Consider the following 16,743-nt stretch of genomic DNA (forward strand, 5'->3'; position numbering starts at 1 on the left):
AGAGTCAGGCCGTCCTGACGATTTTTCTTGTTGAATTTTATAAATTTAATCAACAAGGGAGGTCGTTCCCCCTAAAAAAATAAACATCTTATAAAACAGATGACAAAACCAAACTGCCGTTTACAAAATTTGACTGAATGAGAATTAACTTAACCATGTCTTACTCAAATGCTCAGGACAACTTGAAGATTTCAGCCTATCTTAAGGAACGCCAACATGGGACATCGTGTTATGGCATTACAGAGACTTGAGTAAGAAAAACAAACAAGGAATAAGTCCATATTATTAAGTTATGCACATGAATTAAATTTAAAAATAGCGTGGAGATCTTACACAATGAAACACAAAACTAAGACCTATTGATCACTTTTTGTTTGGCTTGATTATTAACCTTTGATGAATAAACGACCACTAAAATCAAGGGCTGACATATGTAAAAAGAACTCCAATTGAGTTCTTTTTATACAAATTTTGTCTAAGATACAATCAATCAGGCTACAAACGATTACAAAATATGCAACATATCCATATGGTTATCAACATAGATATCTACACACTTATCCATAAAGTTATCCACAGATTTATGCACCTTAAACATTTTAGAGATTAAAGCTGGATTTGACCGACTTTAGCCAGCTCACTACGCATTTCATCAATCACAGCTTTATAATCTGGCTTGCCAAAAATCGCTGAACCGGCCACAAACATATCTGCACCAGCTTCTGCAATTTCACGAATATTTGCTGGTCCCACACCGCCATCTACTTCTAAGCGGATATCACGACCTGAAGCATCAATGATCTTGCGCGCCTGACGTAATTTATCCAAAGTCATTGGAATGAATTTCTGTCCACCAAAGCCAGGGTTCACACTCATTAGCAATACCTGATCAACCTTATCCAGTACATAATCCAGATAATGCAATGGTGTCGCTGGATTAAATACCAGACCGGCTTTAGCACCACCCGATTTGATCAATTGTAAAGAACGGTCAATATGATCAGATGCTTCCGGATGAAACGTAATAATATCTGCACCTGCTTCCAGAAAGTCACCAATCATGCGATCTACAGGTTTCACCATGAGATGCACATCAATAGGTGCCTGAATACCATATTTTTTCAATGCCTTACATACCCCTGCACCAAAGGTTAAATTGGGTACATAGTGATTATCCATGACATCGAAATGCACAACGTCTGCACCGGCCTGAAGTACATTTTCAACTTCTTCACCTAAACGGGCAAAGTCGGCAGACAAAATAGAAGGTGCAATTAAATAAGGCTTGGACATGAAAGGACCTGGCTAACTGAAATTGGATTTTTCTCATTATACCAAATCCAGTCCTGCTACTGTGACTTGGATGTTATGTGAATACAATGCTATGTAACGCTGGACAGTATTTATGCTTAATATCACTTGGCCTGGATGAAAATGATTGATTAAGACAGGAAAACTCGCATATCCATCAATCAAAAATCGAGGCTAAACACGCCTCGATCCTCAGGATATAGAGATATGAATTTTTATACTCAATATCAGGGCTAAGCAGGTTGGCTCATTTTTTCTTCAAATGCATGAATACGTTCAATTCTTTTATCCAGTTCGGGATGCGATTCCAGATATTTTTTGAGTTTTCCAATCAAACGCAACCATTTCAGCTCAGACTCGGTAATTTGCCGTTCTTTTCCATCAATATTCAGGGTAAAGTTTTTCATTTTTATCGTTTTACTCTGCTCTGCCAAGATTCTAGCGTTTTCAACCCGCTGCAAAAAGTTCGACAGATGAATACTGGAGATCTGCTGTTGATGCAAATGTTGCATGGCATAATCATCCGCAGCAAGTTCAAGCGCCTGTGAATATCCCGCATCGGCGAGTACCGCTATAGATGCCGCCACGACATCACTTAAGTCTCCTGTTACCAAGGCAAATAATCCTGCTGCACCCAGGTTAGAAATCACTTTTTGCATGCTATGTTTTTGTACCAGATGACCTTGTTCATGCGCCAGTACTGCAAGGACTTCTTCATCTGCACCACTAAGCTTGACCAGTTCATCGGTGACAATAATGGTATTGTTCGGAATCGCAGCGGCATTAAGTCCCATGGTTTCACCGCCTTGACGGAAAATAATCTTAGCGGGTTTCCCTACTGCAATTTTTTGTTCATACAATTTTTTTAGATGTGCTTGATGCTCTGCGGAGAGCTTGGATGGCTCAGTTTGCTCAATTAATTTCTGCTCAGTTTGATTTCCTACCTCGATCAAGGTCTGTTCGGGAAGTAATTGAGCGAGCTGATGGGCCGTATAAGGAATCCCCCATTTAAGAATAAAAATTACCGCACATATCACGATAATCATCGAGAAGAAAATCAGGCGTGGAGAACGTTCAAATTTCCATATGGCATGATAGATTTCTTTGGATTTAATCTTCAGCCAATGCGGTGCTTTGGTCAAAAATTCAATCCGACGATCTTCAGGCAGTTCGATAATCGGTTTACGTCTCCCGACCCCGCCAATATACGCCATATCAGGATAACTAAAATAAAAGTCAGCCTCGCTCACTTGCTTGGGTGTTTCTTCACTGAGTTTCAAGGCAATCCCGCGTTGCTGATCAGGGACAATCCATGCACGCTGGGCTTCGGCCAAAACCCCATCATAAAATCTGACTTCAACAGGTCGCTTCATCCTACTTGCCTCTATAACGATGCATCGAAATCAAAGATATCCAGTACTTCATTGGCTATAGCATTTGGATCACGCTGCAAGATATTTTTTAGATTAGTTTCGTCCTCTGCTAGATAGAGTTCTAGGTTAGCCAGTTGATATTCATATAAACGGATGCTCGTCCAAGGGGTCATGAGTCCCAAACTGAGTGCACGCACTATCCAGTTACTGAGTACAATCCAGCTATAGCGCCATGTCGTTACCCGGGTTTTAAAATAGCTTTGACCAAGCTCTACATGATTCCAGGTATACATATATAAGCGTGCAGAGATCATCGGCCAGACCAAGGCCAGGCAAAACAGATAGCTCAACACAACACCTAAGGTAAACAGGGTTGTACCGATCAAATCGACCCAGTAAACGATTGCTGCGATCCATGCGATACCAATTAGCAGACACAGACATAAGGGAACATAGACTGCTGACATAAATTTAGACCATTTGATCCCCAAGCTGAACTGAAGTTGGCCGATTGATAAATGATTAAAGCAGTAACGTTTGTATAGCCAGATCACCACTGGGCTGAAAAGAAACAGGGTGAAAATATTGACCAATATCGCGAGCCATAAAACCCTATAGGCTTCCCGATTGCTTCCACTAAAATGAAACCGGATATTGCCATATTTACTATTCCGGGCCTTAAATTTCAGGGTCATCCGAATTAACCAAGGTAGAGAGATCGCAGCAATCAGAAATAATGAACTGGTGACAAGAATGGAGTAATTGGTCAAGATCAGTGTCACCACATACAACTCCAATGCCAATAGACGACCTAGCAGAATTCGGCTTGGCATGGCGATGAAGTCAAAGCGATGTTTTAACAATTGGGTATTACCGTAGAAATAGCGGATACGGCGTGCCTTTGCCCACGGGCTATACAAAGTAAGCGTAATGATGGTTAACATCAGATTCACCATCCAGATTCCAAAATATTCAGTGGCACTGCCATGAAATCGGAAGCTGTGTTTTTCTAGTGGAGGTGATGGTTGGTCAATCTCTGGTTCAGGCTTATTGTGCATCGTGTTCTTAACTGCAACTGGTTCTACCTGATTTTTGAATAGCAACTTATATGCCATTTTTATTATATTTATTTGATATTCATATAAAAAACTCCAAAAATATGACCTATTCTTGGAGTTTCATTGTACTTTTAAGTTTGCTTGGCTTTTGCTGCTTGGCTTATGGATTTAATTGCACAGCATGGAATTGTAGATGGTCATCTACAAAGCTTTGAATAAAATAGTAACCATGATCATAACCTTGATGTTCACGTAAGGTTAATTTCTGGTTCACAGCATCGCAGGCTTGCTGAAATAAAGCCGGATTCAGCTGGCTATAGAACTGGTCAGAAAAGCCCTGATCAATCAGGATATCGCTAAACAGTGCACCTTTTTCCTGAACCAGCGCAGTTGCATCATGCTTCAACCATTCTTTGCGGTTTTCGCCCAGATAATTTGAGAATGCTTTTTCACCCCATGGACATTGGCTTGGTGCACAAATCGGTGCAAATGCCGAAACTGAACAGAATTTTTCCGGATATTTAAAAGCCAAAGTTAAAGCGCCATGTCCACCCATGGAATGACCGAAAATCCCGATCTTATCTGCCTGAACTACGAACTCTTCACACACCAGTTCATACAACTCATCGACGATAAAGCTTTCCATCTGATAATGTTCAGCCCACGGTGCTTGAGTGGCATTAATATAGAATCCGGCACCTTGCCCAATATCCCAGTGATCCCCTTTGGCAACATCATCTCCACGCGGAGAAGTGTCTGGTGTAATCAGAATAAGACCAAGCTGGGCCGCCAGACGCTGGGCATGTGCCTTGATTGCAAAAGTTTCTTCCGTACAGGTCAGGCCAGCTAAATAGAACAAAGCAGGACAACTTTGGCCTTCCAGAGCTTGTGGCGGCAGGAAGATTCCAAATCTGGTTGGTTTTTTTAATATTTTAGACTCAAAGCTATAAATCCGCTGTTCACCCTCAAAGCTTCGATTATTCTGTACCAGTTCCATCATCATTCCTTTTTCTATTTTCTAAAGTTGTAGATTGGTTTATGGAGTCAAAGCGACAGACGGAGATGCTGAAGTGGTCGTCGCTGGAGGGAAAAGGCGCTGTTCCAGTTGTGGCAACATCAATTCCATGTTTTTGCCAATCACCCATTGTGGTTCTGACGGTTCAAATCCCTGAGCTGCTTCCCATTTAGCCACTGTAGTCTTGGCCTGCTCAAAAGAGGCTTTCAGGCTGTTATTTTCACGCATGGCCTCATCAAAGAAAGCACGGCCGAAATAGGTATAATCAGCTTCGTTTGAACAACCGAAAGACTGACGGTCAGCAGCAGAGGCTGTGATAATTAAAGTATTATCATTCTGCAAAGCCGAAGCGAAACTACCTGAGAAACAGGCAGAAATAACAATCACTCGCCAGCGTACACCTGAGGCATCCAGAGTATCACGCAACCATTTTGGATCGACTGATGCCAGATCTAGCGGTGCATTTTCCATTTCAAATTCATTTGGCAAGCCATGTGAGGTCATATACAGGAACAGTACATCACTTTCCCGGTTCATCTGCTGGCCAATACGGCGCAAGGCCAATTCCATGCTGGTTTTGGAAGCAAGTGGAATCTCAGTCCGTGTTGCCGGATGATTGACTAGCATAATCGAACGGCCGAAAGTCCCAAACCGGGTATCAAACTGCTTTTTAATCCGCTCTATTTCTGAATAGAACACATCCTGATAACTCGCGCCAGCGACGCCCATGAAGTACCAGTGCGATTGTGCAAATTCACCATATTCAATTGCATCCAGCGCCTTATTCAGCAAGATCGGCTGAGCATAGAAAGCATCTTCAGCAAAACTTGGTGGAATTTCTTCAACTTTCCAGATGGGCTGATCTTTCACCGAAATCTGCCACACCACTAAAGTAAATAGCGTAGCCAGCATAATCAGTGCCCGTTCCCACCACGGCCATTTTAATTCACGTGAAATCACCCAGACCACAGCCAGACTTTGCCAGACAAACAGCATGACAAACAGGGTCGGAATATAGGCATAGAAAATATAGGGTAGATAATCCAGATCCCCCAGATACTGGATCAGGCTCTGGAACAGCATGATATGTGTATCCAGCACTAGCCAGAGCAATGCGGGTACCAGCATCAGACGAGGATTATTCACCCGTTGGGACAAAAAGATCCCGACAATCAAGGCAATAAAGGGCCAAAGCGCATAACTGATGAGACCTTGAGAGTTGAAATCTCCCATGCGGCCAGAACTAAGCCAGCTAAACAGGCTGTTAGCACAGCCGCCCAAAATGCCCCAGAATACCAGTTGCAGAATAGATGGACGCACCAGTTGCAGCGAACGCCGAGATCCCAGAAATAACCACATCCCGGCAATTTGGTTGCTTTTAAAATCGTGCCAAAAATTGATGGAGGGTTTAAAGTCGATCATATGATTTCAGGGAGATGAGTGGCTCGCTAATGTGCCCAATAAGTTTATGCTTGATATAAGTTTTATCAATGCCAATTTTTAAATATATAACAAATCCTTGATCTATTTTGAAGCAATTCTCATATTAAGTAACCAGTTCATGCTGAAAATAGGCATCAAAACGGCAAGCATCACCAGACCATTGATGATTTGGCTCTTTTCCAGCTAAAAATACGGCCAGACGAGGACGTTTCACCACCACCCGCTTGCCAATTTTTTGTGCTAATTCTAAGAGATTATCCCCCAGATCCATTTCACCATCTTCCGGTAAAAGCAAATGTAATAACTGCATTTGTTTTTTCACCTGTGCCTGCTTTTTCGGTGCCTGCTGATTCTGGTCACGTTGTGGAAACATCGGGTCCAGATAAACCACATCGACGACCGCATTCTGCTCAGCCTGTGATTTCAGATAGTCTGCAGAATCTGAAAAAACCAGATGAATCCGGTTAACCACCGAACTTAGAAAAGTATCCTTTTTCGCTCGGTGATGACTGTCTTCAAGCAGGGTAAATAAAATAGGATGTCGTTCGACCAAGGTCACCTGAGCACCCAAATGTGCCATCAACAGGCTGTCATGACCTAGCCCAGCTGTCGCATCGATAAGAGTCGGCTTTTCTCCGAGGTTACAAGCACGAGCAATCATTTCCGATTTTAAAGAGGCACGTTTTAAACGCCCTACTTCTGCTTGCCAATCTGGTTGCATTTTCATGCCATTGGCACAGAGCCATAGGCCGTCAGCATCAACACACAGGGCCAGTTCGGGATGTAAACGCAAGAAACGTGCATTCAGCTTTTCAATAACCTCAATACTAACCTCTACACCACGAGAAGAAAGCACAGCCTCGAAGTGCTGTGCTTTCTCTTGATACTCAGATTCGGTATATAAGCGAATCGTGCTTACCATAATCTCCAACCTGTAAAGGCAAATAATAAAATCAGTAAACCTGAGGCTATGCGATACCAGGCAAAAACCATGAAATCACGTTTTGCCACATAGGCTACCAAGGCACGGATTAATAAAAGCGCTGAGATGAACGATACGATGATACCGACTGCCAGAACCGTCCAGTCTTCTGTGGTACTGTAAACATCATAGCTTTGATACAGATCGAGCAGGCCTGCACCGATAATAACCGGAATCCCCAAGAAGAATGAAAATTCAGTTGCAGCCTTACGTGATACGCCAAGGAACATCGCCCCGATAATGGTCGCACCTGAACGTGAAGTTCCCGGTATCAGGGATAAGACCTGAATCAGACCAATCCAGATCGCATCTTTTACGGTCAGATCTTCAACTTCCTGGGCACGTACCTTAGGTGGATTCTTTTCAATCCAGATAATGATCAGACCACCGACGATCAAGCCAATGGCAATTGCAATATTATTGAATAGCAGTTCTTTTACAGTTTGCCCTAGGGTCAGACCAATCAGCACAATGGGAATAGAGGCCAGAATCAGGCCAATCCCTAAACGGCGTCCTTGCGGTTCACCACTTACGATCCCGGTTGCTGCACCCCAAAGCCGTGCCCAATATTCATAAATAACCGCGGCAATTGCCCCCATCTGAATTGCGACGACAAAAACATCGCTTTTTTGTTTAGTCCAGAAATTCATTAATTCTGAAGCCAAAATCAGATGCCCAGTACTGGAAATAGGCAAAAACTCAGTAATACCTTCAACAATACCCATAATTGCTGCTTTCAGCAGCAGTAAAAGATCCATGCTTAATCCTGATTAATTATGCTTTGCCTTGTTCTGGAATTTTTTTCCATGCGTTATCACGTAAATATACCGGAAGTGCCAATTCTGCACTGACCCAATTTTCTGTTTTTGCTGCTGCACGCGCAATCATGGCAATATCCTGCGCTGTTGCACTGACATTTTTATATTCAGATGCTGTTTCTTGAACTAGATTGGCACCTGAACCCACCACAGTAAATTTGACTGCTTCAGCACCTTGTTCATAACTCAAAAGCTGTTCTTCATCAACAGCCTGCATAATCCCTTGAGCATCTAACTGATAACTGGCCACGTAGACTTCATTCATCCGTGCATCCAGTACGGCAGTTACTGTAGTTAAACCATGCAAACGATATGCCGCTTGCGCCAAAGCTTGTAAAGTGGATACCGGAATTACAGGCAGATCATTTGACCAAGCCAAAGCTTGGGTCACAGCCGCATTGATGCGAACACCACTAAACGATCCCGGGCCACGACTAAAGGCAATCGCTGTCAGATCAGATACAGCCCAGCCCAGATCATTGAGACCTTGTTCAATCATTGGGAGAATGGTTTGCGTTTGTGCCTTGGCGCGCGCATCAAGCTGAAAAAATAGTTCTTGAGTATCATCGATCACAGAGACGGAACACTGCTCATTGGCAGTCTCCAATGCCAGCACTTTCATGCACAACCTTAATTCAGAGAATATAAAAAACGTCGAATATAATACTCCACTCATATCTTCTAGGCGAGATTTTCCCAAGCCAGATACAAAAATGCCTAGAAAATTCTAGGCTTAACTGAGGACATTATTCAGATAACAGCCTAAAGCTGTACTTCTTCCAGATTTTGAAATTTCTGGAAATGCTCGGCATAGTGCATGGCACTCATTTTCAGTTTCTGAATACTGGCTTCATCTAAAGTTTTCACGACTTTGCCTGGTGAGCCCATTACCACCGAATTATCAGGAATCACCTTCCCTTCTGGAATCAGAGCATTGGCACCAATAATACAATTCTTGCCAATCACGGCATGATTCAAGATCACTGCCTGAATTCCAATCAGGCTATTATCGCCAATGGTACAGCCATGCAGCATGGCCTGATGACCAATGGTCACATAATTCCCGATGTTCATTTCAATTCCAGCATCGGTATGTAGCACCGCATTTTCCTGAACATTGGTGAAGTCACCTAAACGGATTTTACTGTTATCGGCACGAATAACGGCGCCAAACCAGACACTCACCTGCTTACCTAATTCAACCTGCCCAATGACCGTCGCTGTAGGTGCCACCCAACCATCCCATGGCTGATGCGTTACTTTTGGTGAATGTCCCTGAAACTGATATAACATGGCTGAAATCCTGTTCAACGGTTAAAAAATTTTGAGCGTTTAAACGCAGGTGAATTAAGTAAAAATGGCCAGTCTTTTTTATAGTCAAGCCCGTACTGAAATAATGAAATTAGCATACGTGCGGTCAGTCCCCAGACAATCTCATTTTCCACCCGCATACTTGGAAAATATAAAGACTGCTGGGCAAACCGCACTTCATAAGGCATCGGCTGGGCTTCCAGCAAATGCTGCAAGGAAGCAAAGAAAATCCGGTCAATTTCCGTCGGCTGAGGAATGAGTTGAATGGTAGGCGGAATTATACCTACCACAGGTTTGACCAGCATTCCATTACGTGCCTTTTGCATCGGCAGATCCCCGATCAGATGCACATCAAATGGATTAAGCGCCGTTTCCTCATACGCCTCTCTCAAAGCCACTACAATATTACTGGTATCTTGCGGATCGCGTTTACCACCTGGAAAAGAGACTTCTCCTGCATGATTATTCATATAAGCTGAACGGCGTGTCAGCAAAACTTTGGGATCAGCTTCATCTGTGATCGCAATTAATACAGCAGCCTGTGCAGTTTGAATCCGTTTGGAAAATCGTAAATGTTTCTGCAAGCGTTGTATTAATCCCAGCTCATCCATTCATTCAGCTCCCTATGCGACTGTAATTTCATCATAGCTGATTTTTGATTTGGCGGGATAGAAATGATGCCAAATTTTGATTTTTCAGTTATCCTGACCTTACTGTTATCATTGATGATGAATATGAACTTCTGTGTGAACTGTGGACATAAAACAACAGAGAAAATTCCTTTAGGCGATCAGAAGGTTCGCAAGGTTTGTACTACATGCGGATATATTCATTACATTAATCCAAAAGTGATTTGCGGTGCATTGGTGCTCTGGGAAGATAAGGTCCTGCTCTGCCGCCGTGCAATTGAACCACGTTATGGACTGTGGACTTTACCTGCCGGTTATATGGAACTGTTTGAAACCATGGAACAGGGCGCGGCACGTGAAACCCGTGAAGAAGCCGAAGCTGAAGTGGATATTGAACAGCTGTACTGCATGTACAATATTCCGCGGATTGGCCAGATTTATGTCCTGTTCAAATCTCAACTGATTGATGGAAAATTTGGTGCAGGTGAAGAAACCATTGAAGCACGTTTATTTAACGAAGATGAAATTCCCTGGAGTGAACTGGCTTTCCCGAGTGTAGAGCATACGCTTCGTCATTATTTTGAAGACCGTAAAACCAATAACTTCCCGATGCACCTAGAGACCTTGGGAACCCGTTTGGATCACACAGGTTAAAATGTCTTTTTATAAAAAAGCCCATCATTTGATGGGCTTTTTTTTATTATTTGGTTTTGATGCTATAACAATCCGCTAATTTAAATGAAACACTTCCGCCACTTAGCTTGGCCAGATTGGTCTCCTCCGTCGTTTCATCAGTATTATTGTTGTTATAGATTTTCTGGAAGCTGGCATAAGTATTCGCCCAACCTACGCTTTCTCCAGCTGAGTTGGTAAAGCCCACACGACTGGTTCCATTCAGTACATTAGATAAATTGAGTAATGCTCCACCAATCACAATCTTATCATCTGTATTGGTTGAAGCCTGAATAGTGGAGTTCATACCTACCAAGGCACCATTTAATGAACCAAATACAGGATCAGCGAAGACCAGTCGCATAGATACTGTTTTTTCATCTATAAATGCACGGCCTAATGTACCCAGACGATATTGTTGAACGCCGTTATTGTCTTTAAGTCCAGCCGGTAAGATATCTCCCTGGCAACCATTAATACTATCAGTTGCAAGATTGCTCGCGGACTGCATATTGGTACGCACATCACCATTACTATCAATCACAACACCCACTGTAACAGGGCTAATTGAGTTTTCGCTAAATTTAAACTCCATGTTGCCATACATTGGGAAAATATATTCTTCACCTGGCTCTACATTTTCAGCTGTTCTAAAGACTTGACGATCCAGATAGCTAATCGGGAAAATTTTATAAAGATCAATTGAGCCACTATAGTTGTCATCATCGGCATTAAAACGCCATAAGCCAAGACTGGCACGATCAGCATCGCTGAGTTCAGTTTTACCTGTGGCCATCTTATAAAATGCTTCTTTACCAGCAATCACATAATCGCTCAGCAAACGGCCTTGGTAAATTTCTAATGGATTGCTGTTGTTAGCCACATTCATTTTATATGGTGCATTTGATGAAAGCATTCTCGTGGCAGGGCTAATCCAGCTGGTTTGCGGTACTGCAGTAATTTGCTGTGGTTTGACCTTACGGATCAATTCCGCATTAATGCCACCCAAAGATCCCAGATTATTGGAGCCCAGTTTTAGCTGAGTATCACGCCACTGTAGTCCACTACCGAAGGTATAACCTTGGCGGTCTGTAATCAGGATAAAATGTCCAAATAAATATTTAGTCGTTTTATCTTTAATGTCACATACAGATTTATTACAACCCGCCAGACCATCGGAACCAGTCAAGTTACTGCTAATAATGCCTGAGGTTGAGAACAGAGAAAATTCTGGTTGATATACTGCTGCACTGGCAATATTGGCCAGTTTTTTTACGACTTCAAAGGCCTGATCATCACTAATCTGGCTAATATCAATAAAAGGTTTAAGGGTTTCTGCTAAATTTGCATCTGTCAGGCTGATATCTTTATTAATTTTGCCCAGATTCTTTCGCATATCCTCTGTGATATACAAGGGCTGTACATCTGTCGGATTATAGATACGACCTTTTTCCAGTGCCAAGGTCTGCCAGATTTTGACCAGTTTCATCGCCACCTGTACGGTTGGATCTGTCTGTTCGATTCTGGCAATGTTACGACCAGTAATCCCCTTGGCAATATCAAGTACACTGAGTCGGGGTAATTGGCTCGATGTACTGAGGTTCATATATTCTGAAAGCTTTACAGTACCCAATTTGATTTTGGTATCACTAAAACTTTTTAGATAAAATTCAATACTATCTGCTTTTTGACAAGTACCTGACGCCACCCCATCATTTTGGTCAAATAAAGTAATAAAGGTATTTTCTTTATCACCACTACAATTAAAGTTAAGACCATCAATTGGATATTCAAGCCCCCATTCCAGACAATTCGTTGCAGTAGCAGAGCATGAACCGTTCGTGGTGGCTTCATCATTTTGTTCTGGTATGACATTCGCACTTTCACCTCCGCATCCGCTGAGGGCGGCAAATAAAGCAGTGAAAGCAAATGGATATAATATTTTATTTTTCATCTTATTCTACTCGAATCGTCCTTATCGAATGGCGACTAGTTTTAGTTGTCCATAATTTGTCAGCATCTTGTCTTCAACATCTATGGCTGAAGCGAGTGGGGTCATTAATACATATTGGCTTTGCGCAGGAATCTGAATAATTCCCTGTATCTTCTCATGTTGAATAATATTGGCTTGTGCTTCCTGATTTTTAAAACCGCCCGCCCCTTCTAAAACACAGCCTCGTTCATCCAGAAATACAACAAATGGCCAGTAATAGGCAGGATTATTCTGACGGGAAGCATAAGACTGAATCTGAATATTTTTAATATCAGATTTTAGCTTCACAATTTCATAATCAAACTCATCTGATTTCAGCGGTGCCCGTGGCCACAGATTAATGGATTTACCTGCACTAATCTCTTTCGCATTCTTAACTTTTTTATCTTTAAAACACTGCTTACCTAAGCTTTCTACAGATTCAGGCTGAGAAATACGGTAGTAGGTTTGGGCCAGTACAACAGGACCAGAATCTATGACAGGTTGTTGAAACAAGGATTTTATAATCGACTGTCCAACTCCTTTTTCACGCTCAATCGTCTGTACACGTGTTGACCCAATATTTTTATCAACTATCCCTTCAGGCATACTATAGAAACGTTTTTTACCTTCCAGATTAAATTCTTTATTTTCCAGATATTCACTATCCACATATTCCACCCCTTCAATCTGACTGAAACCCTGTTTTTGAACAGGATCAGGTACTGCCTGAATGACAGGTTCAGGGGTTTGAAGCTGTGTCACTGGTGGTAAGTGCTGCGGTAATCTAGACTCAACGTGTTTAGTTGGTTGTACTGGTTGTACTGGTTGTACTGGTTGTACTGGTTGTACTGGTTGTACTGGTTGTACTGGTTGTACTGGTTGTACTGGTTGTACTGGTTGTACAACCATATTATTTTTTTGCTCACCTGTTGTCACACTTTTTTCCACCGCCTTTGGCTCGGATTTTTTCAGATCCTGTGCAGTAGATGTAACGGGCGTAGTCAATTTTTTCGGAGTAGTGGCCGCTTGGTTTTTTGTTGTTTCTTTCTGCTCATTATTTTGACGTGGCACAACTAATGGTCGCCCATCGGGCCCAATGATCGTAATAAACTCTCTGGCATTTGTATAAAAAGACCATGGTACCAGACTTAATGCCAGTACCATTTTTATCCCTAAGTTCCCTGTTCTGATCATTTCTTCCTTACCAACGGGTGCGATAGTTCAAACCTAAAATTGTGATCTTGGTATCTGTTTTGACATTCAAGCCTGCATATGGATTCAGTAACAGGTTATTTACCCCGGTCTGGTTCGCTAGGCTACTGGTATTTGCTGGAATATTATCTTTACTGCGTAAGAAACCAATAGATAGATCCAGATCCGTATCTGCGTCAAAACGGTAGCCCACTCCTAAACCAAATAGCTGTGCACCATTAATCGGTACCATAGTATTGCGTTTATCTTTTGGAATGGCACTGGTACGTGGTTCATAGCCAGCACGAAGTTTCAGTCGGTCAGTTGCTGAATACTCTACTCCGATCCCGAAGTTCCATGGCGACTCAAACCTAAGCGGTAATGCAAGTGAAGAATCCGTTACATTGGCAGATAACAGTTTGGCAATCTTCAAGGCAGACAGGGTACGGTCGAACTCAAACTTGAATTGGTCCCAAGCAGCATAATCTGTCCAGCCAATATCAAAATTGACTTGTAGATCTGGCATTACCTTATATTTGATCCCCGCCTGAAAGTGAGCTGGGTATTCGAAATCCATGGAAACCAGACCCGATTCACTTGAAGGGATATAATTTGGAAAACCAAGAATTGCAGCTAAAATCTGGCCAGTTGGAGAGGTCATCAGACCTTTAATCATTTCCTGTGGCGCTTTGGCATTATCGATATGATATTTACCTTTTAAGCGCATTTTGGCCGCACTCTGGTAAACCATACCAAAACTGAAATCTTCAGTAGGCTCCCATAGAACACCCAGGTTATAGCTTGGACTTAAATTTTGTTCTAATGAAAGTTGCATTTGGCCAAATTTACCAAATGGGTTCATTCCTTCATCAGCATTACAGATCCCGAGCAACAAGATGTCAGTAATGATGTCAGAATTTTCTTTAAATGGTGTACATACGACTTCATCAATCATACGCAACATGCCAATCAGCTCATTGGGAAAACGTAAATCTGTTTTCATGGCAATGGCTTGATAAGACATCCCGATTGAAGCACCAATCGAAAGCTGGTCGTTGACTTCATAACCAATTGATGGAGATAAATATGTAATCCGCTCCAGAGCAACCTGTTGTCCCATAAAATTGGCAGGATTACCATCTTCATGACCAAAACCTGCAACTAGCGGTGCATAAACGGCAGTTGCATAAGTTGCTTTAGAGCCTGGTGGTTTATAAGAGACCCCCATGGTAGGTGCTGCCATCGGGAGGCCTTCACCCAAATCCACCATTTTTTTCAAAATTGGTACGTAGAGACTGACATACTCTACATCACCCTTCACTGGGCCCTTAAAATCTGTACATAAATCAGAAGACACTTCAGGTCCATCATTACAGACCATTGGATCATCTGAATAACCAAAAACGTTATATCCAGCAGGAACCGTAAATTCACGCTGAATATCAAAGTTCGCAACAATAATTTGCTGTTCGGTTTGTAAGCCTTCAATTTTAGCCAATGCAGCCGGGTTAAAGTGAATTGCATTCACTCCTGGCGGATCTGCAGTAACTGCGTTCCCCATAGACAATGCACGCAGGTCAACAGAAAGGTTGGTCCCTAATTGTGCAAAGGTATAACTTGAACAGCCCGCAAGAATAATTCCTGTTAATAACGGGCTAAGTCGAATGTTTTTCATACGACACCCCTATTAACTGAATTTCTTACCGAAACCTAAAATATCAAGTGGGAATGAAAGTCCCAGTGAAACATCTGGTGCATCTTCGGTCAGCCCTAATCCGACCGTACCATTTACAATGGTTTCTGGGGATACACGCACTCCTAAAGAAATCGCAAAAGTAGAACTAGTCTGATCAGCTGCTGAATAGCTTTCACCCGTGTGATACTTAAATTCTGCACCAGTATTAAAGCTTTGCTGATATGACATGGTCATGGAAACATCATAGTTAAATGAATAAGCGAAACCGAAAGCAAAACCACCACTAATCCCTGGTTCAAATTCTTCAATAATGCGTGTACCACGACGCTGATCTAAGCCAGATTCCTTAAACCCATAATTTGCAGAAACAGAGGCAAATAGCACCACTGGATCAATATATTTACGTGTACTCGCCCCCACACCGGCTGAGTAATATCCCTTGCCTGCAGCCAGATCTTTTGCTGCATTAATTTCATATGGGCTATCACCTGTTTTAGTCGACAAATTAGCAAATAAAATAAGTGGTAAACGACCTGCTTTTAAAGGGAATGGCTCCCAACGTGCACCTAGACTAATATCCCCTAATCCTGCTGTAGAGGTATCTTTTAATAGATCTGTTTTAGCGACTAAAGGTAAAGAAGCTGTTAAGGTCAGGTTATCTTTCACCCCATACTGAAAAGTGAAAGTATTGGTCAGGCTATGCGTTGCATTTTCCTGAACACGGAGTTGATACAACTGGCCCTGTGCCATTTCCATATCGAGTTGTGTATCTCGATAATAGGTATAATCGATATCATAATAGGATGAAATCTCACCTTGTTTAATAAGTGAGTATTGACGCTCATTTGAAGTAAATACTTCTTCTAGACTCGCTTCCTGAGTAGCATCTCCTTCTTTTTTCTGTAAGGCTTGAGATGCATCTACTGCTTGAGTGGCTGGAGCTTCAACAGGTGCAGCTGTTTCAACAACAGCTTCTTCCTGAACGGTTTCATATCCTCCCAGTTCAGGCTCTGCTACAGCTTCCTCCTGAACTGTTTCATACCCCCCAAGTTCAGGTTCTTCTACAGCCTGAGTTGCTGCTGGTTCAGGCTGAATATCAACGGATGCGGCAGTCTCGACTACTTCTTCCTCAACCGTTTCATACTCACCCAGTTCAGGCTCATCCGCAGCCCATGCCACTCCCATGACCATCTGAATGCTGAGCGCCAAGAATGTCTTGTTCATCCATTTACTGTTCATATCCATTTCACCATTTTTAATTTTTCTATA

The 16,743-nt window shown here is 42.4% G+C and carries 15 protein-coding genes; 1 reads left to right on the plus strand and 14 read right to left on the minus strand.

The window, feature by feature from the left end; genetic code table 11:
* Positions 1 to 606 precede the first annotated feature (606 nt).
* The 10 genes from rpe to FTU03_RS12360 all read right to left on the minus strand — a co-directional run bounded on the left by rpe (position 607) and on the right by FTU03_RS12360 (position 9,922).
* On the minus strand, positions 607 to 1,293 hold the full coding sequence (gene rpe, locus FTU03_RS12315; RefSeq protein WP_034170624.1) for a ribulose-phosphate 3-epimerase: 687 nt from the start codon (positions 1,291 to 1,293) through the stop codon (positions 607 to 609).
* A gap of 251 nt (positions 1,294 to 1,544) precedes the next feature.
* Entirely contained in the window at positions 1,545 to 2,684 is a 1,140-nt protein-coding gene (locus tag FTU03_RS12320) for a M48 family metallopeptidase (protein ID WP_179993138.1), read from the minus strand.
* An 11-nt stretch (positions 2,685 to 2,695) separates the two neighbouring features.
* Positions 2,696 to 3,742 carry a YjgN family protein gene (locus tag FTU03_RS12325; RefSeq protein WP_306669519.1) on the minus strand — a complete coding sequence of 349 codons (1,047 nt, stop codon included), beginning with the start codon at positions 3,740 to 3,742 and terminating at the stop codon, positions 2,696 to 2,698.
* A 160-nt stretch (positions 3,743 to 3,902) separates the two neighbouring features.
* Positions 3,903 to 4,739: an S-formylglutathione hydrolase gene (fghA, locus tag FTU03_RS12330; protein WP_179993140.1), complete on the minus strand. Its 837-nt coding sequence runs from the start codon at positions 4,737 to 4,739 to the stop codon at positions 3,903 to 3,905.
* A gap of 39 nt (positions 4,740 to 4,778) precedes the next feature.
* Positions 4,779 to 6,179, minus strand: a complete 1,401-nt coding sequence (locus FTU03_RS12335; protein ID WP_166136755.1) for a C13 family peptidase — start codon at positions 6,177 to 6,179, stop codon at positions 4,779 to 4,781.
* Between the two features lie 124 nt (positions 6,180 to 6,303).
* Complete coding sequence (locus FTU03_RS12340; RefSeq protein WP_159124259.1) at positions 6,304 to 7,122, minus strand: class I SAM-dependent methyltransferase; 819 nt, start codon at positions 7,120 to 7,122, stop codon at positions 6,304 to 6,306.
* Positions 7,116 to 7,940: an undecaprenyl-diphosphate phosphatase gene (locus FTU03_RS12345; RefSeq protein ID WP_034705726.1), complete on the minus strand. Its 825-nt coding sequence runs from the start codon at positions 7,938 to 7,940 to the stop codon at positions 7,116 to 7,118. Before FTU03_RS12345 ends, FTU03_RS12340 begins: the two co-directional genes overlap by 7 nt.
* A gap of 16 nt (positions 7,941 to 7,956) precedes the next feature.
* Positions 7,957 to 8,622, minus strand: coding sequence for a tRNA (adenosine(37)-N6)-threonylcarbamoyltransferase complex dimerization subunit type 1 TsaB (tsaB, locus tag FTU03_RS12350; RefSeq protein ID WP_179993141.1), 666 nt, complete (start codon positions 8,620 to 8,622; stop codon positions 7,957 to 7,959).
* Between the two features lie 140 nt (positions 8,623 to 8,762).
* Positions 8,763 to 9,293, minus strand: a complete 531-nt coding sequence (locus tag FTU03_RS12355) for a gamma carbonic anhydrase family protein (protein WP_179993142.1) — start codon at positions 9,291 to 9,293, stop codon at positions 8,763 to 8,765.
* Positions 9,294 to 9,307: 14 nt separating this feature from the next.
* On the minus strand, positions 9,308 to 9,922 hold the full coding sequence (locus tag FTU03_RS12360; protein WP_034705731.1) for a CoA pyrophosphatase: 615 nt from the start codon (positions 9,920 to 9,922) through the stop codon (positions 9,308 to 9,310).
* Between the two features lie 123 nt (positions 9,923 to 10,045).
* Here FTU03_RS12360 and FTU03_RS12365 point away from each other — a divergent pair, with 123 nt between their 5' ends.
* Complete coding sequence (locus tag FTU03_RS12365; RefSeq protein ID WP_122959126.1) at positions 10,046 to 10,594, plus strand: NUDIX hydrolase; 549 nt, start codon at positions 10,046 to 10,048, stop codon at positions 10,592 to 10,594.
* Positions 10,595 to 10,640: 46 nt separating this feature from the next.
* On the opposite strand, the gene FTU03_RS12370 is transcribed toward FTU03_RS12365, so the two are convergent.
* The 4 genes from FTU03_RS12370 to FTU03_RS12385 are packed head-to-tail and all read right to left on the minus strand — an operon-like array spanning position 10,641 to position 16,719.
* A complete protein-coding gene (locus FTU03_RS12370) occupies positions 10,641 to 12,566 on the minus strand; it encodes a hypothetical protein (protein ID WP_179993143.1) in 1,926 nt (641 codons plus the stop codon).
* A 21-nt stretch (positions 12,567 to 12,587) separates the two neighbouring features.
* Positions 12,588 to 13,781, minus strand: coding sequence for a putative pilus assembly protein FilE (gene filE, locus FTU03_RS12375; RefSeq protein ID WP_179993144.1), 1,194 nt, complete (start codon positions 13,779 to 13,781; stop codon positions 12,588 to 12,590).
* Between the two features lie 7 nt (positions 13,782 to 13,788).
* Entirely contained in the window at positions 13,789 to 15,453 is a 1,665-nt protein-coding gene (locus FTU03_RS12380; protein ID WP_005234148.1) for an OmpP1/FadL family transporter, read from the minus strand.
* Between the two features lie 12 nt (positions 15,454 to 15,465).
* Positions 15,466 to 16,719 (minus strand): hypothetical protein, encoded by a 1,254-nt coding sequence (locus tag FTU03_RS12385; protein WP_171505611.1) that lies wholly within the window; start codon positions 16,717 to 16,719, stop codon positions 15,466 to 15,468.
* Positions 16,720 to 16,743: the final 24 nt, after the last annotated feature.

The sequence above is a fragment of the Acinetobacter sp. YH12046 genome (assembly GCF_013419905.1).
Classification (GTDB): domain Bacteria; phylum Pseudomonadota; class Gammaproteobacteria; order Pseudomonadales; family Moraxellaceae; genus Acinetobacter.

Coding starts and splice junctions, on each gene's coding strand:
- rpe (WP_034170624.1), bottom strand. CDS start 1,293: ATGTCCAAGCCTTATTTAATTGCACCTTCTATTTTGTCTGCCGACTTT.
- FTU03_RS12320 (WP_179993138.1), bottom strand. CDS start 2,684: ATGAAGCGACCTGTTGAAGTCAGATTTTATGATGGGGTTTTGGCCGAA.
- FTU03_RS12325 (WP_306669519.1), bottom strand. CDS start 3,742: ATGCACAATAAGCCTGAACCAGAGATTGACCAACCATCACCTCCACTA.
- fghA (WP_179993140.1), bottom strand. CDS start 4,739: ATGGAACTGGTACAGAATAATCGAAGCTTTGAGGGTGAACAGCGGATT.
- FTU03_RS12335 (WP_166136755.1), bottom strand. CDS start 6,179: ATGATCGACTTTAAACCCTCCATCAATTTTTGGCACGATTTTAAAAGC.
- FTU03_RS12340 (WP_159124259.1), bottom strand. CDS start 7,122: ATGGTAAGCACGATTCGCTTATATACCGAATCTGAGTATCAAGAGAAA.
- FTU03_RS12345 (WP_034705726.1), bottom strand. CDS start 7,940: ATGGATCTTTTACTGCTGCTGAAAGCAGCAATTATGGGTATTGTTGAA.
- tsaB (WP_179993141.1), bottom strand. CDS start 8,622: ATGAAAGTGCTGGCATTGGAGACTGCCAATGAGCAGTGTTCCGTCTCT.
- FTU03_RS12355 (WP_179993142.1), bottom strand. CDS start 9,293: ATGTTATATCAGTTTCAGGGACATTCACCAAAAGTAACGCATCAGCCA.
- FTU03_RS12360 (WP_034705731.1), bottom strand. CDS start 9,922: ATGGATGAGCTGGGATTAATACAACGCTTGCAGAAACATTTACGATTT.
- FTU03_RS12365 (WP_122959126.1), top strand. CDS start 10,046: ATGAACTTCTGTGTGAACTGTGGACATAAAACAACAGAGAAAATTCCT.
- FTU03_RS12370 (WP_179993143.1), bottom strand. CDS start 12,566: ATGAAAAATAAAATATTATATCCATTTGCTTTCACTGCTTTATTTGCC.
- filE (WP_179993144.1), bottom strand. CDS start 13,781: ATGATCAGAACAGGGAACTTAGGGATAAAAATGGTACTGGCATTAAGT.
- FTU03_RS12380 (WP_005234148.1), bottom strand. CDS start 15,453: ATGAAAAACATTCGACTTAGCCCGTTATTAACAGGAATTATTCTTGCG.
- FTU03_RS12385 (WP_171505611.1), bottom strand. CDS start 16,719: ATGGATATGAACAGTAAATGGATGAACAAGACATTCTTGGCGCTCAGC.